This window comes from Chryseobacterium sp. DT-167, from assembly GCF_058310155.1.
On record NZ_JBZEEQ010000017.1, the window covers coordinates 24,637 to 46,529 of the forward strand.

27 protein-coding genes are annotated in these 21,893 nt (G+C 36.9%); 15 read left to right on the forward strand and 12 right to left on the reverse strand.

The window, feature by feature from the left end:
* Genes traJ through AC4FQ5_RS18330 form a run of 7 tightly spaced genes read left to right on the forward strand, consistent with a single transcriptional unit; the run spans position 1 to position 5,136 of the window.
* Positions 1 to 993 (forward strand): conjugative transposon protein TraJ, encoded by a 993-nt coding sequence (gene traJ, locus AC4FQ5_RS18300; protein ID WP_491145679.1) that lies wholly within the window; start codon positions 1 to 3, stop codon positions 991 to 993.
* Between the two features lie 12 nt (positions 994 to 1,005).
* Positions 1,006 to 1,629 (forward strand): conjugative transposon protein TraK, encoded by a 624-nt coding sequence (traK, locus tag AC4FQ5_RS18305; protein ID WP_491145681.1) that lies wholly within the window; start codon positions 1,006 to 1,008, stop codon positions 1,627 to 1,629.
* Positions 1,630 to 1,639: 10 nt separating this feature from the next.
* Positions 1,640 to 1,906: a hypothetical protein gene (locus AC4FQ5_RS18310; RefSeq protein WP_491145683.1), complete on the forward strand. Its 267-nt coding sequence runs from the start codon at positions 1,640 to 1,642 to the stop codon at positions 1,904 to 1,906.
* Between the two features lie 4 nt (positions 1,907 to 1,910).
* Positions 1,911 to 3,200 carry a conjugative transposon protein TraM gene (gene traM / locus AC4FQ5_RS18315; RefSeq protein ID WP_491145685.1) on the forward strand — a complete coding sequence of 430 codons (1,290 nt, stop codon included), beginning with the start codon at positions 1,911 to 1,913 and terminating at the stop codon, positions 3,198 to 3,200.
* A gap of 19 nt (positions 3,201 to 3,219) precedes the next feature.
* Positions 3,220 to 4,122, forward strand: coding sequence for a conjugative transposon protein TraN (gene traN, locus AC4FQ5_RS18320; protein WP_491145686.1), 903 nt, complete (start codon positions 3,220 to 3,222; stop codon positions 4,120 to 4,122).
* A gap of 1 nt (position 4,123) precedes the next feature.
* Positions 4,124 to 4,684, forward strand: coding sequence for a conjugal transfer protein TraO (locus AC4FQ5_RS18325; protein WP_491145688.1), 561 nt, complete (start codon positions 4,124 to 4,126; stop codon positions 4,682 to 4,684).
* Positions 4,685 to 4,695: 11 nt separating this feature from the next.
* Complete coding sequence (locus tag AC4FQ5_RS18330; protein WP_491145690.1) at positions 4,696 to 5,136, forward strand: TraQ conjugal transfer family protein; 441 nt, start codon at positions 4,696 to 4,698, stop codon at positions 5,134 to 5,136.
* Between the two features lie 308 nt (positions 5,137 to 5,444).
* Here AC4FQ5_RS18330 and AC4FQ5_RS18335 read toward each other — a convergent pair whose 3' ends face one another.
* The 3 genes from AC4FQ5_RS18335 to AC4FQ5_RS18345 all read right to left on the reverse strand — a co-directional run bounded on the left by AC4FQ5_RS18335 (position 5,445) and on the right by AC4FQ5_RS18345 (position 7,509).
* A complete protein-coding gene (locus AC4FQ5_RS18335) occupies positions 5,445 to 5,888 on the reverse strand; it encodes a JAB domain-containing protein (RefSeq protein WP_491145692.1) in 444 nt (147 codons plus the stop codon).
* A gap of 95 nt (positions 5,889 to 5,983) precedes the next feature.
* Positions 5,984 to 7,057 carry a DUF932 domain-containing protein gene (locus AC4FQ5_RS18340; RefSeq protein ID WP_491145693.1) on the reverse strand — a complete coding sequence of 358 codons (1,074 nt, stop codon included), beginning with the start codon at positions 7,055 to 7,057 and terminating at the stop codon, positions 5,984 to 5,986.
* A gap of 41 nt (positions 7,058 to 7,098) precedes the next feature.
* Positions 7,099 to 7,509 (reverse strand): single-stranded DNA-binding protein, encoded by a 411-nt coding sequence (locus AC4FQ5_RS18345; protein ID WP_491145695.1) that lies wholly within the window; start codon positions 7,507 to 7,509, stop codon positions 7,099 to 7,101.
* A 170-nt stretch (positions 7,510 to 7,679) separates the two neighbouring features.
* Here AC4FQ5_RS18345 and AC4FQ5_RS18350 point away from each other — a divergent pair, with 170 nt between their 5' ends.
* The 8 genes from AC4FQ5_RS18350 to AC4FQ5_RS18385 all read left to right on the forward strand — a co-directional run bounded on the left by AC4FQ5_RS18350 (position 7,680) and on the right by AC4FQ5_RS18385 (position 13,311).
* Positions 7,680 to 7,826, forward strand: a complete 147-nt coding sequence (locus tag AC4FQ5_RS18350) for a hypothetical protein (RefSeq protein WP_491145697.1) — start codon at positions 7,680 to 7,682, stop codon at positions 7,824 to 7,826.
* An 83-nt stretch (positions 7,827 to 7,909) separates the two neighbouring features.
* The gene (locus tag AC4FQ5_RS18355) at positions 7,910 to 8,584 is read left to right on the forward strand and encodes a DNA-processing protein DprA (protein WP_491145698.1); all 675 of its coding nucleotides are present in this window, start codon (positions 7,910 to 7,912) and stop codon (positions 8,582 to 8,584) included.
* A complete protein-coding gene (locus AC4FQ5_RS18360) occupies positions 8,574 to 9,182 on the forward strand; it encodes a phosphoribosyltransferase (RefSeq protein WP_491145700.1) in 609 nt (202 codons plus the stop codon). Before AC4FQ5_RS18355 ends, AC4FQ5_RS18360 begins: the two co-directional genes overlap by 11 nt.
* Before the next feature lie 422 nt (positions 9,183 to 9,604).
* Positions 9,605 to 9,949 (forward strand): LytR/AlgR family response regulator transcription factor, encoded by a 345-nt coding sequence (locus AC4FQ5_RS18365; protein WP_491145702.1) that lies wholly within the window; start codon positions 9,605 to 9,607, stop codon positions 9,947 to 9,949.
* Positions 9,950 to 10,426: 477 nt separating this feature from the next.
* Positions 10,427 to 10,813 carry a cupin domain-containing protein gene (locus AC4FQ5_RS18370; protein WP_491145704.1) on the forward strand — a complete coding sequence of 129 codons (387 nt, stop codon included), beginning with the start codon at positions 10,427 to 10,429 and terminating at the stop codon, positions 10,811 to 10,813.
* A gap of 38 nt (positions 10,814 to 10,851) precedes the next feature.
* Positions 10,852 to 11,679 (forward strand): helix-turn-helix domain-containing protein, encoded by an 828-nt coding sequence (locus tag AC4FQ5_RS18375; protein ID WP_491145706.1) that lies wholly within the window; start codon positions 10,852 to 10,854, stop codon positions 11,677 to 11,679.
* 227 nt (positions 11,680 to 11,906) lie between these two features.
* A complete protein-coding gene (locus AC4FQ5_RS18380) occupies positions 11,907 to 12,815 on the forward strand; it encodes an alpha/beta fold hydrolase (RefSeq protein ID WP_491145708.1) in 909 nt (302 codons plus the stop codon).
* 145 nt (positions 12,816 to 12,960) lie between these two features.
* On the forward strand, positions 12,961 to 13,311 hold the full coding sequence (locus tag AC4FQ5_RS18385; protein ID WP_491145709.1) for a Rid family detoxifying hydrolase: 351 nt from the start codon (positions 12,961 to 12,963) through the stop codon (positions 13,309 to 13,311).
* Between the two features lie 1,135 nt (positions 13,312 to 14,446).
* Here the strand turns inward: AC4FQ5_RS18385 and AC4FQ5_RS18390 are convergent.
* The 9 genes from AC4FQ5_RS18390 to AC4FQ5_RS18430 form a co-directional block, all read right to left on the reverse strand.
* Positions 14,447 to 15,199 (reverse strand): SDR family NAD(P)-dependent oxidoreductase, encoded by a 753-nt coding sequence (locus AC4FQ5_RS18390; protein ID WP_491145711.1) that lies wholly within the window; start codon positions 15,197 to 15,199, stop codon positions 14,447 to 14,449.
* Positions 15,200 to 15,224: 25 nt separating this feature from the next.
* Positions 15,225 to 15,446: a 2TM domain-containing protein gene (locus tag AC4FQ5_RS18395; RefSeq protein WP_491145713.1), complete on the reverse strand. Its 222-nt coding sequence runs from the start codon at positions 15,444 to 15,446 to the stop codon at positions 15,225 to 15,227.
* A 122-nt stretch (positions 15,447 to 15,568) separates the two neighbouring features.
* Positions 15,569 to 16,207, reverse strand: a complete 639-nt coding sequence (locus tag AC4FQ5_RS18400) for an NAD(P)H-binding protein (protein WP_491145715.1) — start codon at positions 16,205 to 16,207, stop codon at positions 15,569 to 15,571.
* 69 nt (positions 16,208 to 16,276) lie between these two features.
* On the reverse strand, positions 16,277 to 17,074 hold the full coding sequence (locus AC4FQ5_RS18405) for a DJ-1/PfpI/YhbO family deglycase/protease (RefSeq protein ID WP_491145717.1): 798 nt from the start codon (positions 17,072 to 17,074) through the stop codon (positions 16,277 to 16,279).
* A 40-nt stretch (positions 17,075 to 17,114) separates the two neighbouring features.
* The gene (locus AC4FQ5_RS18410) at positions 17,115 to 18,548 is read right to left on the reverse strand and encodes an antibiotic biosynthesis monooxygenase (RefSeq protein ID WP_491145719.1); all 1,434 of its coding nucleotides are present in this window, start codon (positions 18,546 to 18,548) and stop codon (positions 17,115 to 17,117) included.
* 245 nt (positions 18,549 to 18,793) lie between these two features.
* Entirely contained in the window at positions 18,794 to 19,609 is an 816-nt protein-coding gene (locus AC4FQ5_RS18415; protein ID WP_491145721.1) for an alpha/beta fold hydrolase, read from the reverse strand.
* A 35-nt stretch (positions 19,610 to 19,644) separates the two neighbouring features.
* Positions 19,645 to 20,631: an aldo/keto reductase gene (locus AC4FQ5_RS18420; RefSeq protein WP_491145723.1), complete on the reverse strand. Its 987-nt coding sequence runs from the start codon at positions 20,629 to 20,631 to the stop codon at positions 19,645 to 19,647.
* 101 nt (positions 20,632 to 20,732) lie between these two features.
* Positions 20,733 to 21,305 (reverse strand): carboxymuconolactone decarboxylase family protein, encoded by a 573-nt coding sequence (locus AC4FQ5_RS18425; RefSeq protein ID WP_491145725.1) that lies wholly within the window; start codon positions 21,303 to 21,305, stop codon positions 20,733 to 20,735.
* A gap of 4 nt (positions 21,306 to 21,309) precedes the next feature.
* Positions 21,310 to 21,888 (reverse strand): cupin domain-containing protein, encoded by a 579-nt coding sequence (locus AC4FQ5_RS18430; protein WP_491145727.1) that lies wholly within the window; start codon positions 21,886 to 21,888, stop codon positions 21,310 to 21,312.
* Positions 21,889 to 21,893 lie beyond the last annotated feature (5 nt).

Here is a 21,893-nt window from a genome sequence, read left to right on the forward strand (position 1 = left end):
ATGGAACCGAATAATCTACACGAAGTCCTTCGTTCAGTCTATGATGAGATGATGCCATTGTGTGCCGACATGGCTGCCGTAGCAAAAGGGGTTGCCGGATTGGGAGCACTGTTCTATGTCGCTATCAAGGTATGGCAATCGCTGAGCCGTGCCGAACCGATCGACCTGTTTCCTATGCTGAGACCCTTTGCCATCGGTATCTGTATTATGTTCTTTTCAACTTTGGTATTAGGCAGTATTAATGGCGTATTGAGCCCGATCGTCCAGGGAAGCCATTCAATGCTCGAGGATCAGGTTTTGGATCTGAACGATTTGCAACAGAAGAAAGACCTTCTGGAGCGGGAGGCTATGTTGAGGAATCCCGAAATGGCCTATCTGATCTCAGATGAGGAATTTGATAAGAAGCTTGATGAGCTTGGATGGTCACCAGCGGACCTAGTCACGATGTCCGGAATGTACATCGAAAGGGAAATGTTTGATATCAAGAAAGATATCAGGGACGGTTTTCGTGAATTTCTGGAAATTCTCTTCCAATCGGCAGCTTTGGTTATTGATACCATTAGAACATTTTTTCTCATTGTACTGTCCATATTGGGACCTATCGCCTTTGCTATTTCAGTATGGGATGGTTTTCAGACCACGTTGACCCAATGGCTGACCAGATATATCAGTGTTTATCTATGGTTGCCGGTTGCTGATATTTTCAGTTCAATCCTTGCAAAGATACAATCGCTCATTTTGGAACGGGATATTGAGATGCTGGCAGATCCGAATTTCATTCCTGATACTTCCAACACCGTGTACATCATCTATATGATCATCGGGATCATCGGATATTTTACGGTTCCAACCGTTACCGGATGGGTCATTCAGGCAGGGGGCGCAGGCAACTTTATGCGCAATGTCAACCAGACCGCCACAAAATCAGGAAATATTGCAGGTGCGGCAGCCGGGTCGGCTACGGGTAATATTTCAGGCAGGTTATTAAAATAAATACTCAAAATAATGGAATTTAAAACTTTAAGAAATATAGAGAGCAGCTTCAAGCAGATCCGCTTATTTACATTCGTTTTTGCGGTGCTCTGTTTTGCCGTGGTAGGCGTGGTCGTTTTTAAGTCCTATCAGTTTGCAGAAGAACAACGTCAGAAGATCTATGTGCTGGATAATGGTAAATCGCTGATGGTCGCACTGTCTCAGGATATGTCGATCAACAGACCTGTCGAAGCCAGGGAGCATGTAAGGCGTTTTCACGAGCTGTTCTTTACCGTGGCGCCGGATAAAAATGCCATTGAAAGCAATGTCAAAAGAGCTTTCAATCTGGCAGACCAGTCTGCATTCGATTACTACAAAGACCTGCAGGAGAAAGGCTATTACAACCGGATCATCTCAGGGAATATCCAGCAGAGGATAGAGGTTGACAGTGTCGTTGCCGACTTCAACAATTACCCTTATCCGGTGAAGACCTATGCACGGCAGTTCATTATCCGATCCAGCAATCTGACGATACGAAGTCTGATCACCAATTGTGCACTAGTGAATTCGGTGAGGTCAGACAGCAATCCCCAGGGATTTACCATTGAAAAATTCAATGTTCTTGAAAATAAAGACATCGAAACTGTTGAACGTTAAAATCAAAACAATGAAAAAAATCAGAGATACCATTGAAAATTATGTTTTGCAGGCAGAAGGACGGTGGAAAGCGATCCCTGCAAAGCGGCAACGGTTTTTTACCAAGCTTTTTTTTGCTGGTTACGCTTTTCTTACGGTAATCGTTATGATCAGTATAGGGATGTCTACTGCCAATAAAACCAACACAATGTTCATCGGTCATATCAATACTATTTCAGATCATAGTTTTTCGAAGAAAGCAGCTGAGGATCATGTCAATTCAACCATTAAAAAATAAAGCTATGAGAGATTCAGATAAAATCAAAGTCACCGAAAGCGAATCGCCGGAGTCGGAAAACGAACCGCAGGGGATACATAAATTACAGTGGGAGCGATTGAAGAAACCGGTCATTTATTTTTTAATGGCAATCGTCTGTGCCTGTAGCCTCTATCTTATTTTCAAGCCGCAAGACAACAAGATCATTGAAGAATCAGGGTTTAATGCAGGGATACCACAGGCAAAGGATGATCAGATGCAATCTGATAAACAGAAGGCCTACGAGCAGCAACTGTTGGAACAAAAGAATGAAGAGAAAAGAAATGCGATCACTTCATTGTCTGATTACTGGAACGATCAAAACAATTCCGGTCAAACATCATTGCCGGGTCAAGCGAATGTGCCAGCTCAACCGGATCAGAATGCAGTGAACACTTATCGCCAGGCGCAGCAGACCCTGGGTTCTTTCTATAGCAGGGATGAGCAAGAGGTCAATAATCTCAGAAAAGAGATTTCCAGACTTAAAAATGAAGCGGTACAGCATAGTGCTGTTCCGGCCGGTCTCGGAATGAATGACCAGTTAGAGCTAATGGAAAAATCCTACCAGATGGCGGCTAAATATCTTCCCCAAAGTAATAGTAATAAGCAGGCAGAATCTGATACAAATGCAACGGACGTTAAAAAGCCCTCTGAGACGAAAGCAATCCTCAAAGCAGTAAGACCAGCTCGTCAGAATATCGTCTCCGCTTTATACAGGAAGGTATCAGACAGTGCCTTTCTGGCTGGCCTGAATGATCGGAGGTTGTTCGGAACTCAGGATGAAACCAATGATTCAGAACAATCTAAAAATGCGATCAAAGCCATTGTACAGGAGTCAATGACGATGACCAATGAGGCTACATTGTCAATCAGGCTGTTGGAGCGCATGCTCTTAGGTCGTACAGAAATTCCAGCAGGAACATTGCTGAAAGCCAATGGTAAATTTCAGGGTGGGAGATTGCAACTCAAAATTTCATCCATTGAATTTCGGGGAAGTATCTATCCTGTAGAGATCAATATTCATGACAACGACGGTCAGCCTGGTCTATCTATTCCGTATTCGCCGGAGCAAAATGCAGTCACTGATATTGTAGGCAATATGAGTCAAAGCTCAGGCACCAATATCATGATGACCCAATCGGCAGGACAGCAGATCGCCTCGGACTTAAGCAGGGGCTTTGTACAGGGTCTTTCAGGCTATTTCCAAAAGCGGGTCAGACAGTTAAAGGTCAACGTGAAGGCTGGTCATCAGTTATTCCTTGTCCCTAAAAAGTAACCATTAAAAAAATAAAAAAATGAACAAAATAAAAAGCCATTATCTACTGATGATCGTATTTCTGCTCTTTTCAGGAAGATCACCAGCTCAGGATTCCGCTGATCCCTATCTTACACTGGAGGAAGCGAGGTTGGAACCCTTTAAAATGCAGGTCACCTATCACAAGACCTCGCACTTATTGTTTCCTTCACCCATCAGGTACGTTGACCTTGGAAGCGATCTGTTGGTCGCCAATAAGGCAGAACCCATAGGAAATGTTCTCCGGGTTAAATCGGCGGTAAGGGATTTCGAAGAAGAAACCAATTTTTCGGTCATTACCGAAGACGGAAAGTTTTACAATTTCGATGTTTTTTACAGTTCCCATCCGGAAACACTTAACTACGATCTGCTAAAACTGCAAAGGGCAGATGAGCACCGACATTCTCCTGATGTCTTGTTTGAAGACCTGAAAGGAAGTTCGTCCTCTTTGACGGAACTGATCTTGGAAAATCTGTATGAAAAAAGCAGCAGAACCATCAAACACATATCTTCCAGAAGCTTTGGAATTCAGTTCTCTGTTCGTGCATTGCACGTCAACGACAATAAGTTCTACTTCACCTTACAGGTTAAGAACAGCAGTAATGTCGCATTTGCCATTGATCTGGTGAATTTTAAAATTGTTGATAAGAAGAATTTAAAAAGAACAGTGGTCCAGGATAAACTGTTAGAGCCGGTTCGAATCCATTTTCCGGTGATGACCTCCATTCATCATTCGGACATTTTGGGAGTTTATTTGTTGGACCAGTTCACTCTTTTGAAAAATCAGGTTTTGGAAATTGAAATTCTTGAAAGGAACGGCGGACGTCATCAGAAAGTTCAGCTTGAAAACGCAGACCTTATCAATGCCAAACTCATCAACAGTCTAACCATAAAAGCGAAGTGAAATGCAAAGGATATTTTTGAGTATGCTGTTATTATTAATAGCAAACATCAGATCAAATGCTCAGCAGATGATCCCGAAACAAAAGGGATTTGAATTGACATATTCAGTATTTCCGCAATCTCCTGAAAGACAAAATTACGCTTTTAGTACAGGGCTCATTTCTTACGCTAAGAATGGTAATTATTTTTTTGGATTGGCAGAGTACAGTAAAAAATATTACGAATATTCCAATTATGATATTCCAATAGATACCTTTCTGTTTAACGGAGGTTACAGTCTTTATCTATTGGGAGATGCGATGAGAAATGTCAATATCAATCTGGGTTTAGGCGGAGTTGCTGGTTATGAGCAGGTGAATAAGGGTAAAGCAATCATCCAGGATGGCGCTATGATTAGTACCACTGAAAGTTTCATCTACGGTGCATCAGGCAAGCTGTCATTAGAGAGCTACCTTACGGAACATCTGGTATTTTTAGTGAACGGACAACTGCGCTTTTTACAAAACAGCCAGCTTGGCGAGTTTTACGCCTTGTTTGGTTTTGGATTAAGGTTTAATTTTTAAAAACGATTGCAATGAAAAATCCAATCAACAAAAAAGTCACATTGATGTTCAGATATTCTCTGTTACTGTATTTATTAGCTTTTATTTTAAATTCTTGTCAGGATATTGAAATTGAAATCCAACAGGACTTTCCATTTGAGGTAAAGGTTATGCCTTTTCCTGCGAAAATAGGAGAGGGTGAGACCGTAGAGATCCGTATCTCACTTCTGACAGATTCAGACTTTAATGATACCAAGTACAGCATCCGATATTTTCAGTATGAGGGAGCAGGTCAGCTTCAGTATTACAGCGATTTGCCTTATCTGCCGAATGATGAATATCCACTGCCAAAAAAAGAGTTCAGGCTTTACTATACTTCTACATCTTCCGAATCCCATGAATTCAGTATTTGGATCAAAGATAGTTTTGGGAATGATAGAAAGGTTGATTTTGAATTTGACAATGCATCTTAAATTGCTAATTGAATTCTGGCGGCTTGGTATAAAAACCAAGCCGCTTTTTTCATACGAACATTCAAAGCAAGTAAAAGAATTTAGAAAATATTTTAGCAGATCTAATCTATTGATAGGACATCAATTTTTAGAAATACACAACTTTTATGAAGTGTTAGGCTTTTAGGGATGTAATCATAGGAGTTGTAATAGTCTAAACTGCGAAAAGATGTTTCCGACCATAGGAAGGAATGGTCTTTTCGCCCGAATTTGAAAATACACGACAATTCAAATATTGTCGTGTATTTTGTTTCATAATATGAATTCATTTACAAAAGACCTTCGTCGGCAAATGATAAATGATCGGTTGATGTCAGAATGAAATGATCCAGTAATTTAAGATTTAAAAATTCTGATGCGCTTTTAATGTTCTGCGTAATTTTTAGATCTTCGGCGGACGGTTTCAAATTTCCGGAAGGATGATTGTGTGCCAATATTACAGCGGAAGCGTTACAAAGCAGTGCCGCCTGCATGATGATACGAACATCGACAACCGTGGAGGAAATTCCTGATTCAGAAATTTTTCTTATCCCTAAAACTTTGTGAGACTGATTTAAATATAATGCAAAAAATGATTCCCTGTAATCCATTTCATCACGGTCAAAATGCTGACGAAATACATCAACGGCATCCCGCGAACTACTAACTAATTTTTCAGCATTTCCCTTTCTTGAATAACTTAATTTTATCTCGTTGACTATATTAAATTTCATTGATTTTGCTCTTATACGGCAGAGACTTATTTTTCCCGTACTTATTAAAATGGTTTTAATAATGCAACCGCCAGAAAAGATGGTTGCCTTTATTTTTAATTCAGATTGAAAATATCCTGTCCAAACTTTGCAAATCCTGTACACAGTTCAAAAGATTTTTGTGATTTCAGTTGTGCAGTGCCACCCAGAACGATGGACTGTAGTTTGGCTTCATCGTCTTTGTATGTTTTGACATTCTGATAATATCCTGTCACTGCGTTATATGCTCCGAACAACGTCCCTTTTGTTGTTTCCATTTGTTGGGTGTCGCTCATCATCGCATAGGCAAAAGCATCATCAACGGTATTTTTAAAAACGGTCGATAATTCATCAAAATTTCCTTTCTGCAAATAATTTAAGGTTTCTTTATTGGGGCAAAGTGCCAACTGAATCAGCTTTTTCATTTCATTGTCACCAATCTTGATATTTGCCCAATGATTAAAAGTGCTTTCTAATTCTTTATTCAATGTATTGGCTAAACCCATCACTTTGTGAGCATCTTCCAAGCGTTGTTTTGCCCCTGCGGTATGTCTGATTCGCACCACATTGCTCATATTTTTTAGAGAGGCATTTAAAGTGTTTTGACAAACGATGCGCACAGGGGTAAATGCGGCGGTGATGCTTCCGCTTCCATCGTGGGACGTGGTAAGGAAAATATATTTCTCTGTAATGTCGTCACCGTTGCCAACACGGATATAACCGGGTAATTTAGCAGTGATAAAAATGCGTTCCCCATTTCCCAAAGCTCCTGCAGTCTCGTATAAGATTCCATCTCCACCGCCTACAATAACATCAAAAAATGAAAAGGCTTCACGGTTTTGTACGATCTGGTAATCTTTTCCGACTACGCCTAAAACGGTGTTATTATCGGTGCGGATATTGGCAAAGTAGTTGGGAACTTCCAATTCTGAATCGATCATTTCTATTCCGTTGGTATTTTCGATAATGCCTGGACCTTTTGTAAATAGGGGAGATTTTTCGACCTCGTAGTCAACTCCTGCAAATTTGATGGCTTCTTCACTTGTAGGGTATTCCTGTACGATCTGCCCCAAGTTGTGCCATGCTTTTTCCTTTACGCTGAAAAATGAATATTTTCCTGTTCTGTTGTTGAAATTTAAATTATGTGCCATGATGTTAATCTTTAATTGTTAGAGAATTCTGTTTGATGATTTTAAAATGGTAGGTCATCATCTTTTTCGCTGTCGTTGGATTTAGAATTAGAAATTTCCTTCTTATCTTTTTTATTCGATTCAGTAAACTTGTTTTCAATTCTTTTACTACTGCTGTGAACTTTGATCTGTGAGGTGTGGAAATTCAATCCTGCATGGGGTTCTCCATCTTTTCCTAACCATGCAGAGGTGTAGGCTCTTCCGCTTAATTCTACCAAAGTGCCTTTTGTTAAAAGGTCAGCAACTTTTGGAGAGATCCAATAGGCGCATTCAAAATAGGTGGTCTGTTCGATCCGTTCGCCCTGTTTGTTGCGATAATTGTCATTCGTAGCAATTGAAAAATTAACTACCTGTTTTTCATTTGGCAAGTTGCGCACTTCCGCATCCCTTGTCAGTCTTCCGATAATGTTCATAACCGTAGGTTTTTAAGATTGTACATTTTGATCTGTTCTCAATCTCTTCTCCGTGATTTCTCTGAAAGCCCCTCTGGGCTTCGCTGAATATTTTTCAAAAGAAAAACCGGAAAAAAGAAAGCAGATAATCTTAGCGGGCAAAGGGAAAAAGCCAAAAGGAAACGGAATAATTGGAGGGTACCTTCAGGGAGGAAACCGTTTATGCCGTAGTCTTTTGGCTGGATGGAGAAATGGATGACCGATATACCTTAGCTGCCTTTTTACCGGTTGATTATGAAAAAGATCAGTTGTATGTAATATTTAATAATTCTCCCTGATGGTCAGTTTTAGTGTTTTTCGATTTGTATTTTACACACTAAATACACTATATTTACAATATTCATTTAAATCTTGAAGACCTATGCAGATCAATGCTTTTAACGAATACTACGATAAGCTTACTACCGTTGAGAAGAAAAACAGTCCTAAAGAGTTATTTTACCAAGGGGACTTTTCGTTATTGGAAAATGGAAGAAGGGTAGCCGTCGTTGGTTCCAGGAAGGTTTCTGAACTGGGTATTAGAAGAGCAAGGAAGATAGCGAAGGTCCTGGTTCAAAATGATATCACTGTGGTCAGCGGGTTAGCGGAAGGAGTTGACTCGGTCGCACACAAAACTGCTATTGAATTTGATGGTCATACCATCGGTGTTATCGGAACACCGCTTAATAAATATTTCCCTGCTGAAAATAAAGACCTTCAGGATTTTATTGCTGAAAATCATTTGCTGATCTCGCAGTTCCCCGAAAACTATCCCGTAACTCCAAAAAGTTTCCCTATCAGAAACCGCACAATGGCGCTGATCAGTGATGCAACGATCATCATTGAGGCGAGTGAGAAAAGCGGAACCAAGCATCAGGGCTGGGAGGCATTGAGGTTGGGAAGACAGTTGTTCATTATGGAGAATGTCCTCAACGATAAAATTTCATGGGCTGAAGAAATGCTCAATTATGGTGCACAGGTATTGACCCATGATAACTTTGAATTTTTGATTGAAAGCATTCCCTATTTAACAACAAAGAAAGAGTATGTCTTTTGAGTTTCTTACTTTTTTGGCCTATTCTCCAAGAGGTAAGTCCGAGATAGAAATTTCTTCAAGGACGGTTGCCGGTTCCTGTAAAAACGGAGATGTAAGCTTCAGTATGAGATTAATCCAAAGAATAAAAGAAGCAAATCTATCAGATTTTTTTTTAAACTCAGTTTTAGTTCCGGTACCAAGAAGTACACCTTTAGTAGATGGAGCTGTTTTTCCGGCGAAGATAATCTGTGAGACACTTGCCAGCAATGGAGTGGGAGATAGTGTAGCCGATTGTCTGAAGCGTAAGTATGCAATCCCCAAATCCAGTGGACAATTTCATGCCGATACCAGAAATACGGTGCAAGCACATCAGGAAAGTTTAGAAGTAAATCCAATACTAATCACTGAACCAACCATTATTGTGGTTGATGATATTCTTACATTAGGTAGAACTTCGATGGCCTCTGCACTAGAACTTCAAAAAGTCTATCCTGATAAGGAGATCAAAATTTTCTGCGCCCTAAGAACTAGAAGTTGGAAAGATCTTGAAACGATAATTGATGTTAGTAAAGGACATATGCTACTTGCTAGTAACGGCGGTGTCCAATTGCCAGATTAGGAAAGAAAATTGAAAAATAATTTAGCGTTTAAATTGTTGCCCATCGTTGTGTCAATTACGACCTGATTTACCAATTTAATTTTGTCTGTAAGCACTATCGTTTATTTTAATGCAAGAAGTTTTAGCTCGATGACCGCCGTCTTCGAATTCAATTTTTTTCTCAAATGTGTTGAAATGTATTTTTGGAGGTTCAAGATATTCTTTATTGATCCAATGTTGTATGATTCTATATATTCTATGATGATTAATATTTTTAATATTCTAATGAAGAAATAGCGTTGTCATATCTACCTCTTTAAAATCAGAATTTTTAACCAATTCCTCTGTTCTTGCAAAATGTGTTGTAAAGCGGCCTTCTTCAGATAATAAATCGGATGCTTGTATAGAAGAACTATTTTCATTGACTGCCCAATATGCAGTTGATGAAAAACTGTTATAATGCTTTGGAAACCTTTGAATACCTCAACAAAAATGAAGTGGATTTTATTTTTATAGATTTGAATATGCCTGTTTTAAAAGGTTTTGAATTGAAAACCTTGCAAAACCCACCCAAAGTAATCGTAACAACCGCTTATCAGGAATTCGCTCTGGAAGGATATGAACACAATATTTCGGATTACCTGCTAAAACCTGTAGGTTTTGAACGGTTTTTAAAAGCTGTAAATAAATCGATTAGTTCGGTAGGCCATAAAAATGTTTCTGCTGAAAAAAATGACGTTCCAAACCGAATCTTTGTTCAAAGCAATAAAAAGCACATTCAACTGTAAACAGAGAACATTTTATACATCAAAGCAACGGGCAACTGCACCAAAATAATAACCACGACTGAAACCATTACCATTCGTGAAAAATTTCTGTATTTTTGGAACAATTGCCCAAAATTGAATTTTTACAGGTTCATAAATCATTTGCGTTTGCTCTAAAGCAGATTAATAGTGTTGAAGGAAACATTATATTTATTGCGGATTGCAAATTCAAATTGGCAAAATTTATAATATTAATATCGTAAAATTATTAAAGTAGTTTATATGTTAAATTCTTGATTTCGTCAGAATAGATATAAAAAAGCTTCTTAACTCATATTTCAAATGATAATTGAAATATGAGTATAATAGGTAAGTAACTAAATAAAGACAAAAGTGCAGCGCAAAGGGGAGATTATCCATTGTAGAGCGATTAAAATTAGATCAGTTTTGTACTATCAATTAATAACAAATAACAACTTCAAATTTAATTTCAAGATTATGAAAAATTTAATTTTAACAATCGGATTATTGACAACATTCTCTACTTTAGCCCATGCGCAACAAACAGGCGTAAAACGAATTGACCTTCAACGACATACTATTGAAGCAGAAGGGTATGAAACTATACAAGCACGTATCGAGCTACAGGAGGGTGCAGCGGTCGGAATGCATGAACATCCCGGAGAAGAGGTGATCTACGTGCTGGAAGGTGTTTTTGAATACCAGATCGAAGGAGAAAAACCTGTTGTTCTCAAGGCTGGTGAAGTGCTTTTTATTCCGGCCAGAAAGTATCATTCTGCAAAGAATATCGGAAAGGGTAAAGCATCAGAGCTGGCAACGTATATTGTTAAAAAAGATCAAACCCTGCTAAAATTTAAAGAATAAGTAAAAAATAGTAAATAATACCACTTTAAGCCCTAACAATGATCAAAGAATTTTCTTACAAACAATTTGGCAGCGTAGAATTCAGCAAATCTTCCTTACCGGATCATTTGCTGAACTCAATAGAAGGACATATCAAAATCCTTTTCATCCCTGAAAATGCAATTATTCAGGTTGATTTTGAGGAAATTGAATTGAAAACCGATGCGCTGCTATTTATTAACCCTAATGTTGTCTTAAAAGCATGTGAAACCGTCAGTGGTCAACTGATGCATTTTAACAAAGATTTTTACTGCATAGAAATTCATGATAAGGAAGTGGCTTGTGACGGTATTTTATACAATAATGTCTTTGAAATTCCTTTTATTAATCTGAATACAGAACAGTCGACTGAAATTCAAAGGATTATTAGTGAAATCCAAACGGAAATGAATGACGAAGATTCAACAACCGAGGAAATGTTGAGGATACTTGTAAAAATGATTATTTTAAAATCTACAAGGATCTGGAAACAGCAGCATCAATTGACCGATATTGAGCAGCAGGAAGATGTACAGTTTTTAAGAAAATTCAGTAAACTGGTCGAAATGCATTATAAAAAACTCCATACAGTGGCTGATTATGCAGATCTGCTCTTTATTACCCCGAAAAACTTAAGTAAAAAAATAGGGCTGGTCAGCAAAGAGACTCCAAATGAAATTATTAAAAACCGAATTATACTAGAGAGTAAGCGGCTTTTGGCTCATACCTCCATGACCGTGAAAGAAATTGCCTATAGTCTGCATTATGAGGATGATGCCTATTTTATCCGTTTTTTCACAAAAAATACGGGAATTTCACCGATCACTTTTAGGAAACAGTTCAAGTAAGAATATTTCACCCGGATAAGAAAGCACAATCTGTCGATTGTGCTTTCTTATATATAAAATGTTCAAAATAACAGTTATGAATCTATACTTATCCCGAAAAACTTAGTCTTTTAAGTAAGAAGAGAAAAAAGTGCAATCCAAGGGGGAAACTGTCCATTGTAAACCGGCTGAAATTGGATCAACTTTGCCATATCAAAATAATAATAACAATAACAATATCAAAAATTATGAAAAATTTAATCTTAACTTTCACACTGTTTATTATCTCCATTTCAAGCTCATTATTCGCACAAACTAAAAGAATTCAGGCATCATTCGGTCGCGAAGAATATATCGAAGTAGAAAAAAATGTCCGTCTGCATGTAACGGATCTTGGTGAAGGCCAGCCCATTGTTCTGATCCACGGTTGGCCGTTGAGTGACGCGATGTATGAATACCAGTATGCAGATCTCATACAGAAAGGGTACAGAGTGATCGGTATCACATTAAGAGGATTCGGTCTTTCTGATAAACCGGCGGGAAAATATAATTATGATGTTTTTGCAGATGATATCAAAGTTATACTGGATAAACTAAAAATCAAGAATGCGACAATAGGTGGTTTCTCCATGGGCGGCGCAACCGTAATCCATTATGTAGCTAAATATAATGCAGCACACGTTTCAAAAATGGCTCTTTTCGGTGCTGCGGCACCAATGTGGACAAAACGTGATGATTTTAACTATGGCTTCTGGACAAAGGAAGAAGTGAATGGATTGATCGATCTAAACAATACCAACCGCCCAGAATTATTTGCTACATTCGGTAAGATATTTCCGGCCAACGAAAGCAGCGTATCTCCCGGACATGGCGCTTGGTTGGGAAATATTCAGGCTCAGGCTTCACCTTATGCAATGGCGGAGGCATTAAAAACATTACGTGACAGTGATTTGCGTGGTGACCTGAAAAAAATTATAATTCCTACATTGATCCTTCATGGAAAGCAGGATAAAATTTGCTCCTATGATCTTGCCGAGCAGATGAACATTTTACTTAAAAACTCAACATTGGTTCCATTTGAAAAAAGCGGTCATGCGCTCTTCATCGAAGAACTGGAAAAATTCAACACTGAACTATTCAATTTCATTAAAAAATAAATAAAAATTAAAAGAGGTTGGTTGACAAAAATTAACCTCTTTTTTATTAAATACCGTCATGAATAAAACTATAATATTCCTGTTTTTATTATTATTGGCCTCTTGCAATATAAAAAAGGACATCATCATACTAAACCATTCCAATTTGCCAAAGCCAATAGGACCCTATAGCCATTCAACGAGCTATGGAAACCTAATATTTATTTCAGGTCAGATAGGGCTGGATTCAAAAAGCAACGATCTGAAACAGGGAATTGAAGAGCAGACCGTTCAGATTTTTGAAAACTTAAAGGTCATTCTTGAAAATAATCATTCTGATTTAAAACATATCACCAAGACAACTATTTTTATAACAGATATAAGGCAATTTGAAACAGTAAATAGAATCTACGGTGAATATTTTAAAAATAATTTTCCGGCGAGAAGTACGATCCAGGTTGTATCACTTCCTAAAAATGCCAGCATAGAAATTGAATGTATAGCCGTACAAAGGTGAATGAAGTTATATGCCAGCTAAGCCACATTAATATTTTAAAAAAAATGTTTTATTTAGCGTCAGTGTCCCGACTTGTTTTCGGCAATTAATATCGAAATTTAAGGAATATTCTCTAAGTGAAATCTCTTCAAAGTAATGCTTTCAAAGATGCCGTAATATTGGCTAGAAGTATTATGATAAGTCTGATAATTGATCTCTAATAAAAAAATGAAGAAATATTCTAATATTGGTAGTTCCAGTCAATTTGAACTAAATCCCATGATGAAGTTTAAGACGATGCCTTTAAATGTTGCAATGAAAAAACTTAAAGATCTGGAATCTCAGTCTAGGAGGCAGAGGTCAGTGAAGTTTTAATTATTACATACTCTTGCAGAAATTATCATCAATGAATTTATATTAGCTAAAGAATGATTTTGGTTTGCTCCTAATTTACAATTCTGAAAATCCCTGAAAATGAAGTTTTTTTCATAAATTAATTTTCTTTACAACCCTCTTACTCTAACCTATAAAGAAGGTAATTAAGGTTATAGGCTATCCTATACTTAACGGGAATACATTTTTACTAATAAAATGCTATTATTACATTAGTTAGATCAAAAATTTGTATTTTAGCTTGAGAATTATAATTGCTATATGTCTGTTATTTGAAAAACAAAAATATTTGTAGGACAACCTATATTTTTTTGTGGCAAAATCGTGGCATAGCTGACTTTACAGTTTAAAAAAAATAGATTTGATAGGAGTTTTTTAATATAGGTTCGAATCCCTCTCTCTCCGCTGGTTGAGAAACTAAAATAAGCTAAAACGCTGTAAACATCAATGTTTACAGCGTTTTTTTGTTTTGCGTAAGTATCAGAAAAAATCAAAACAGGTCACGATTTTTATGACCTTTTCAGTGACCAATGCAAAAATCGCAAAACAGGTTACTAAAAACTCAGGGAAACCCGACCAATAGGGAGTTTAACGATTTGTACAAATCTGGATATGTTTTAAAATAATCTTTTGCAATCTGAGGTTCTTTATACATTTTTCAAAATTTTAAATTACTGATGCTGTAAGAATCTGAATACAAAAGCAGACTATTTTGGTTCAGTTTGAAACAAAACAATCTGCTCTGTATTTTTGTTTGATTTAATTATTGAGCAACATATCCACCGTCAATTATTAGATCTAATCCGGTAATATAGCTTGCCTCATCAGAAGCTAAAAAAGAAACGCCATTTGCAATTTCTTCAGGTTTTCCTGCGCGTTTCATTGGTGTTTGATCAATAACCCACTGATTTAGCTGTTCATCCTGACTGTCCGTTAAAGGAGTAGAAATAAATCCGGGCATAACTGCGTTTACACGCACACCTTGTTGCGCATAAGTAACAGCGGCATTTTTAGTAAGACCTATAACCGCAGCTTTAGCAGCATTGTAGGCTGCAACGCCAGATGCTCCAACTAATCCCCAGATTGAAGAAGTATTAATTATAGAACCCTTACCTTCTTTAATCATGTGAGGAATCACATGCTTCATTCCAAGGAATACTCCTGTCTGATCTACTGCCACCAAACGGTTCCAATTTTCCAGTTCAAGCTCATGAATAGGAGTATAGTCGATGAGTCCGGCATTATTTGCAAGTATATCGATGTGACCCGCTTCTGAGATTACTTTACCTATAGCTGATTTCCATTCCTCTTCCTGGGTGACATCTACTTTAAGGAATGTTACGTTTTCTCCATATTGAGCACTGTCTTTGACGTCAAATGCATAAACTTTTGCACCTTCTGCTACAAATTTTTGTACAATAGCTAAACCGATTCCTTGGTTAGCACCTGTTACTACTGCAACTTTGTTTTCTAAATTTTTCATTTTTCTGGATTTTATAGTTATTATTGCTTTCATTACTGCTCATTTCTGAGCTTAACTTTTATTGATTTTTTGATTTTTTGAAGATATATACTCCTAAATAATGGAAAAGAATTCCAATTCCCCATCCTAAAGTTGACCAAAGAGGCCATATATACGTTCTATCTGTTAAGTACCAAATCAGCCAGATTACCGGAGTTAATAAAATAAAAACTAACAGGTGAATTCTGAAACCTTTTTTAGGATCTGCTGGTGACGGATTCCAATTTGTTTGATGTGTCATAATGTTTAATTTTTTTTAGGTTAATTTTTGCTGTTATAAGGCATCGTTAGTCCTGAATCAGTAGTTTTAGCTATTACGATTCTTCGACTTGTAAGCGTTTAAAAAGAAATATTTAATAAAAATCAGAAATTAAAAATCTTCTCTGGCTCTATGAGATGTATTCCATCAGGAAGCACTTTCGGAGATTTGGCTATTTTTTCTGCAAGAATATCTGTTGGCAGGGGACGGAATTTTTTTAATATTCCAAATTTATTAATGAAATGTAAAAAGGGTATAATGAACTGCTCGTCAACTCGATCTGTTTCTCTGCGCTGTAAACTTGCCGGTCTGAAAATTATATATTGGTCAAAATTGACTTTTTTTATATCTTCTTCCAGCCTTCCTTTCATTTTAAAATAGTTGATTTTACTGGTTGCTGACGCTCCATAGGACGAAAGTAAAACCATTTTTAAAACGCCATTCCTCTTCGCTGTTTTTGCGAATTGCAAAGGAATTTCATAGTCGATATGCCAATGCTTTTCTTTAGATCCCGCAACTTTTGAAGTTGTTCCGAGACATGAAAACAATATATCTCCGTTGATAAATTCACTTACACTTTCTAAATCTTCAAAATCGGTTAAAATTTCCTTCGCTTTGGGATGATTTATGTTTCCTGTTTTGCGGACAAATAGTACAACTTCAGTATATTCGGGGTCTTGCAATAAAATGTTAACCAAATCTTTTCCTGTAGCTCCGGTAGCTCCAATTACCAATGCTTTCATATTAAATTTATTTTAGTCAGAGAATTTTGGGTTAATTAGCAACAAGTTTTCCCGACTTTTATTTGTTAATTAATGTTTTTTTACCAACCAGCTTTCTACAGCTTTTGAAAAATCTGCTACATCTATAGGATGACGACTTGTAATTATGTTTGCGTCAGTAACGACAGGCTCGTCTACTACAGTTGCACCGGCATTTTTTAGATCAACCTGAATATTCCAATATCCTGTTAATTTTCTTCCTTTTAAAATATCTGCTGAAGCCAATACGACAGGAGCGTGACAGATTGCAGCGATTAGTTTTCCTGATTTGTTAAAATCCTGTATAAATTTGATTACATCTTTATCATAACGAAGGTTATCAGGATTCCAGGCGCCACCGGGAATGAAAATTGCATCGTAATCATTGACCTTGATTTGGTCAGCAGTTTTATCAAATTTGATCCATCCGACAGGCTGTAAATATTGGATTGCCATAATATGTGTTTTAGACATTTCAGGATAAACCAATCCATATCTTGCAGGTGCAGGATTAAATTTCGGAGCTACAATATCGACTTGAGCTCCCAATTGTTTAAAATACCAGACGGGTCCCAGTAATTCAATCTCTTCAAACCCATCTGCTGCGATTACCGCGATCTTTTTACCTTTAAGAATTGTTTTATCTTTTACAGGTTTAAAGAAAAAATCTCTCAATATTTCGTTTCCCGGAGCATTTAATAATTGGGAAACCGGCATATTAACGACAGCTGGTTGTGAAGAAAGTTGGTTTACCACTTCAAGCTCGTGGCTGTTTTTTTGTGCGTGTAGACTTGAGATAGCAAACATACCTATGACGGTTGCTAAAAATGTTTTGTAAATTGTTTTCATAAGTAAGATTTAAGGATTATTGTTATTATTTTATGTTGCTTTATTCACGGGTTAAAGGTGCAAATTCAATCAGGTTGTGAAGACCTTTTTGAAACGGTTGCTCTTCGATACTGGTAGTGAGGTAATCAATAACAGGTTGGATTGGAGGAAACTTCAAATGATATTGAAAAGCATCATCTCCTCTAAATTTTTCAAAAGTCACAAACTTTGTTGGGTTATTTTCAAACTGAGACAATTGATAGGTTACCACACCTGGTTCACCTCTGAATTGTGGCATCGCAATATGATAAACATCTTTAAAAGTCTGCTGTGTTCCGGATTTTGCATCAACAAACAACATCACTGTAAGTTGGTTATCTTCTTTTTTTGAAGTTTTGCGCCACTGTTCTTTTGAAATAGGCTCAAGATCTTGAATATAGTTGATTTTGATGGGCTGTTCCAATGCTTTTTTAGCTAAAGAAGTAAGATTTTGCCCCTGCAAATCATTATTGAATCTCTCTAATTCACTGATATTTATCCAACGCTCTATTAACCATAAGACCGTGGTTTTTTCTTTTTCATAATAAGCTTCAGACATTACATTTCCTCTTTCAGAAAGAGATTTATTTACATAATCACTAAGTGCTTTTTGGAACTGTTTTACGTATTCTTTTTTTACTTCGAATCGAGTTAATTTTGCGACAATTTCTTGTTGTTTAAGTTGTTGCATTATTGCTTCACCAACGGCTTGAGCTGATTGTGGATTTTGCCCGGTTATTAATCGTTGATCTGTCACTACGTGAGACTGCCAAAGACCTGACTTTTCAAATTTTGCTCCGCGTTCTGTTAATTTGTCTTCTAATAAGAAAGGAACAACATTGTTTAATTTTACTGCAATTTCTTCCTCATTGCTAAAAGCATTCAGTTTCTTACCATCCACAAGATATTTTCCATTTGAAAGTTTACTATTTACAATTCCTGCCGGACCATGACAAACTGCGCTTACAATACCATTTTGTTCATATATTTTGGCTGCGATATCAGATAATTGTTCATTTTCTGGAAAATCCCACATGGCACCGTGTCCTCCTGCGAAATGTATGGCTGCATAGTCTTCAGGTTTGATATCAGATGGTTTCAATGTATTCTCAATTTTCTTTCTATATTTTGTATTTTCCCAAAATTTTTTGTTAATAGAATCTCCAAGATTAAACCCATCAACTGGAGCTTTTCCTCCTTTTGGACTTACAAAATCAATTTCATATCCTGAATTACTGAGAACATTCCAAGGATGAGAGACTTCTGATAAGTAAAAACCTGTTTTTTCCCCAGTATTTCCTTTTTGATCGTGGCTTGTCACTACGAATAATATTTTCTTTTTCATTTTATTTGAATTTTGTGCTTTAGCATACACACTACACACTAATAGAAATGCAGAAAAGATGGCAATAGCATTATGTGTGACAGACAATAATAATTTAGCTACTGTAATCATAATTTTGGGTTTTAAATGTTAATAGGTTGTAGTAGATTTATTTGCGTCTCAATTTCTATTACAAATCTACCACTGCATGAAATCCTGTAGAAGGACAAGAATCACAAAAAAAACGTGATTTCAGTCACTGAAATAATGTGATTGGAATCACATTGAATTGTTGTTTAAATAGAGAATTATTGAATATTATTTAATAATGTATCAAAAATGACCAACTCAAAGTTGGTCATTTTTAATTTTTGATATTATAATCCAACTTTAATAAGCAAATCTGAAATAGCATTCGGCTTTGACAAAAATGGTGAATGACTGGTATTTACTTCATACACTTTTGAAATTCCTGCTTTGCTTATCATCTGATCCTGAAAATCGGGAGAGATAACAATATCCTGAAGTGTTTTAATATAAATTTTTTGTACACTTCCAAAGTTCTGAGCTGTTAATGTGATTTTATTCCCTAGAGGAATAGCCGGTTCCGGACGGTAATTATTCACAACGAGATCTTTTGCTGCTTGCGAACCATCATTAATGAATAAGTGCACTAAGTTTTCACTTTTTATATCAAAAGTTAACTGATCCGCAGACTGTACTAATGAAGCCCCCAATTGTGAACCTGCATCTAATTGTGCCAGATCACCTAAAGACTGCCCAGACTCCGGTAAAAAAGCGCCGATAAAAACCAATTTATTAATTTTGGAAGGAACTTTTTCAGCAACATTGGAAATAACCATTCCGGCCATACTGTGACCAACCAAGATTACTTTTCCATCTGTCATGTTTATGGCATCGATTACTTTGTCACGATAAACATCTAAACTTAAAGTATGAGTAGGTGTATTATCAGACCCATGTCCGGGCAATTCTACGACAATTACTTTTTGACCTTGTTTTTCAAGGTTTGTCTTTACTGTATTCCAGACATAAGGAGCTTGCCAAGCACCGTGAACCAAAACATACGTGTTGGGTGATGTACTTACGTTATCATTATTATCTGTAGTACATGACGAAGAGGTGAAAATTGTAACTACTGCTAAAAGCAGTGATAAAAACATTGTTTTCATTTTTTTTGTTATTAAATTGTTGTTTAAATTATTCTTTAAGAAAAAATCTGTAACTCTTTATTGATAAATAAAAGTTCCTCTTGGGTAAGATTGATATCTATTGATTTTGCATTACTTATGGCCTGCTCACTGTTTCTCGCTCCTGCAAGAACGACTGTAATTCCCGGTTGTAGGGTAGTCCATCTTAAGACCAACTGAGCCAGTGTTACATTTTTATCATCAGCTAGAGGTTCAATTTTGCTGAGAAAATTTTTCACTTTTTCAGGATCAAATTGTCCGAAATATCCGTTTCTGTGGTCATCAGATTTTAAATGTTCTCCTCTAAAATATTTTCCACTCAACAGCCCTCTTTCCAATGGACTATAGGCAATCAGACCGATATTATTTTCAATTGCACTAGGGACTATATCTTTTTCTATGTGACGGTTAAGCATGCTATACGGAAGTTGATTAGATGCCAATTTTAATGTTCTATTGGCTTCCAGCATTTGATTTTTATTATAATTACTTACCCCTGCAGCACGAATCTTTCCTTGCTCTATCAATCTTAATAATGCTTCCATTGTTTCTTCGATCGGAGTGGTAGAATCTGGCCAATGTAATTGCAACAGATCAATGTAATCTGTATCTAATCTTTTTAGACTTTCTTCTGTCTCTTTTATAACATTTTCTTTTGAGGCATATTTATATAAAGGGTAAACCTTTCCATGATCTTCCTGCTGCCACATATAATCTCCTTTGCCTTTGTTACTTCCGTCCCATACCATCCCGAATTTTGTAAGAATCTGAACTTTTGAGCGATCCATACTTTTAATTGTTCGCCCAATCAGTTCTTCACTAAATCCTAATCCGTAAAATGGTGCCGTATCAATAGTTGTTACACCATAATCAATTGATGCTCTGATAGCATTCTGAGCTTCATTTTCTTCCGTTCCTCCCCACATTGTTCCACCGATAGCAAAACTTCCGTAAGTAATTGCTGATAATTCGAGACTGGTATCTCCTAATTTTCTAAATTCCATTTTATTTTATTTTATTTTTCTAATTTATAAGACAAAGTTACTCGTGTAAATATCTTGAAATAAAGGATTTAAGTCACTTTAAATATGTGATGAAAATCACTTTAACGGGCGTTGTTTTCTGGAGCGGGAATATCAAATCCATTTAAAATTATGGCAATAAGACTATAGCTGCCAATAAGGAAATACAGTTCTGCGACACCTTCGTTCCCCAAAAGCTCAACAGCGTACTTATATGTGGAATTGGAAACAATCTTTCCTTGTGTCAATGCATTAGCAATGTCATATGTAATAGATTCTTGTTCATTTAAACCTTCCGGACGAGATCCTGAACAAATTGAAGCAATTATACTTTTCGACAGTCCAAACGCTTCCGCCATAATTTCATGGACATACAACTCGAAACGTGCTCCGAATTTACTTCCGACGGATAGAATTGCAATTTCTCGAACCTTTTTATCTAATGTTGCGTACGTGTCAAGAGTTTTGATAAAACTTAAAGCAGGAATTCCAAATTGAGGAAAGTGGAGCATTGCTGGGAATGGACCTAATAAAGCTCCCTGCGAATTGATCATTGAAGCTTGTCCCTGGCTCCGTGTAATAAGATTTGAGATCTCATCATGGACGAAACGCAGTTCTGGACTCAGATTTTCCGGTGGTAATGGCTGTAAACGCATAATATTATTTTTTAAGGTTAAAATCGTTGGTAAACTGTCCATCAATAAGAACGAACGCCATACGACAAACTTTTCCTGATCTGTTTGCCCACGCATGATTTGTCCCTGCCTGAACAACAATGTCTCCTGCTTGAATGGTTGTTTCTTCCTTATCTAAAATCATAGTAATTTCGCCTTCTAATACAATTCCGTAATCTAAAGTTTCTGTGCGGTGCATTAAGGGATGTGGTCCTCCCTGTGATGATGTTGATGCCTTTTCGTCGCCCATCGATTTAAATTTTTCAACAGCTTCTTTTTCTGTAAGATTTCTTATTTCATCACCCTCCGGAGGAAATTCGATCACTCTTATTCTTGTTCCGTTTTTTGGTGGGGGCAAAACCAAATTGGGTTCATCAACTTCGTCCGGTTGTGGATGTATCAGTACCGGAGTTTCCACAGTATGCCATATTTCAAAAAAAGTTGGTCCTCCGGGACCTCCAACTAAATGTGTATTAATTGGGGATGCGTCATTTACAATGATTGGTTTCCCATCTGAATCGTGACCTGTCACAACTCGTCTAAATGTTTTGTTCTGTGTTTTCATACTAT

Coding starts and splice junctions, on each gene's coding strand:
- traK (WP_491145681.1), top strand. CDS start 1,006: ATGGAATTTAAAACTTTAAGAAATATAGAGAGCAGCTTCAAGCAGATC.
- AC4FQ5_RS18335 (WP_491145692.1), bottom strand. CDS start 5,888: ATGAAATTTAATATAGTCAACGAGATAAAATTAAGTTATTCAAGAAAG.
- AC4FQ5_RS18365 (WP_491145702.1), top strand. CDS start 9,605: ATGAAAAACTGTTATAATGCTTTGGAAACCTTTGAATACCTCAACAAA.
- AC4FQ5_RS18395 (WP_491145713.1), bottom strand. CDS start 15,446: ATGACACATCAAACAAATTGGAATCCGTCACCAGCAGATCCTAAAAAA.
- AC4FQ5_RS18340 (WP_491145693.1), bottom strand. CDS start 7,057: ATGGCACATAATTTAAATTTCAACAACAGAACAGGAAAATATTCATTT.
- AC4FQ5_RS18360 (WP_491145700.1), top strand. CDS start 8,574: ATGTCTTTTGAGTTTCTTACTTTTTTGGCCTATTCTCCAAGAGGTAAG.
- AC4FQ5_RS18330 (WP_491145690.1), top strand. CDS start 4,696: ATGAAAAATCCAATCAACAAAAAAGTCACATTGATGTTCAGATATTCT.
- traN (WP_491145686.1), top strand. CDS start 3,220: ATGAACAAAATAAAAAGCCATTATCTACTGATGATCGTATTTCTGCTC.
- AC4FQ5_RS18310 (WP_491145683.1), top strand. CDS start 1,640: ATGAAAAAAATCAGAGATACCATTGAAAATTATGTTTTGCAGGCAGAA.
- traM (WP_491145685.1), top strand. CDS start 1,911: ATGAGAGATTCAGATAAAATCAAAGTCACCGAAAGCGAATCGCCGGAG.
- AC4FQ5_RS18415 (WP_491145721.1), bottom strand. CDS start 19,609: ATGAAAACAATGTTTTTATCACTGCTTTTAGCAGTAGTTACAATTTTC.
- AC4FQ5_RS18400 (WP_491145715.1), bottom strand. CDS start 16,207: ATGAAAGCATTGGTAATTGGAGCTACCGGAGCTACAGGAAAAGATTTG.
- AC4FQ5_RS18410 (WP_491145719.1), bottom strand. CDS start 18,548: ATGATTACAGTAGCTAAATTATTATTGTCTGTCACACATAATGCTATT.
- AC4FQ5_RS18375 (WP_491145706.1), top strand. CDS start 10,852: ATGATCAAAGAATTTTCTTACAAACAATTTGGCAGCGTAGAATTCAGC.
- AC4FQ5_RS18355 (WP_491145698.1), top strand. CDS start 7,910: ATGCAGATCAATGCTTTTAACGAATACTACGATAAGCTTACTACCGTT.
- AC4FQ5_RS18325 (WP_491145688.1), top strand. CDS start 4,124: ATGCAAAGGATATTTTTGAGTATGCTGTTATTATTAATAGCAAACATC.
- AC4FQ5_RS18345 (WP_491145695.1), bottom strand. CDS start 7,509: ATGAACATTATCGGAAGACTGACAAGGGATGCGGAAGTGCGCAACTTG.
- AC4FQ5_RS18420 (WP_491145723.1), bottom strand. CDS start 20,631: ATGGAATTTAGAAAATTAGGAGATACCAGTCTCGAATTATCAGCAATT.
- AC4FQ5_RS18425 (WP_491145725.1), bottom strand. CDS start 21,305: ATGCGTTTACAGCCATTACCACCGGAAAATCTGAGTCCAGAACTGCGT.
- traJ (WP_491145679.1), top strand. CDS start 1: ATGGAACCGAATAATCTACACGAAGTCCTTCGTTCAGTCTATGATGAG.
- AC4FQ5_RS18380 (WP_491145708.1), top strand. CDS start 11,907: ATGAAAAATTTAATCTTAACTTTCACACTGTTTATTATCTCCATTTCA.
- AC4FQ5_RS18370 (WP_491145704.1), top strand. CDS start 10,427: ATGAAAAATTTAATTTTAACAATCGGATTATTGACAACATTCTCTACT.
- AC4FQ5_RS18430 (WP_491145727.1), bottom strand. CDS start 21,888: ATGAAAACACAGAACAAAACATTTAGACGAGTTGTGACAGGTCACGAT.
- AC4FQ5_RS18390 (WP_491145711.1), bottom strand. CDS start 15,199: ATGAAAGCAATAATAACTATAAAATCCAGAAAAATGAAAAATTTAGAA.
- AC4FQ5_RS18405 (WP_491145717.1), bottom strand. CDS start 17,074: ATGAAAACAATTTACAAAACATTTTTAGCAACCGTCATAGGTATGTTT.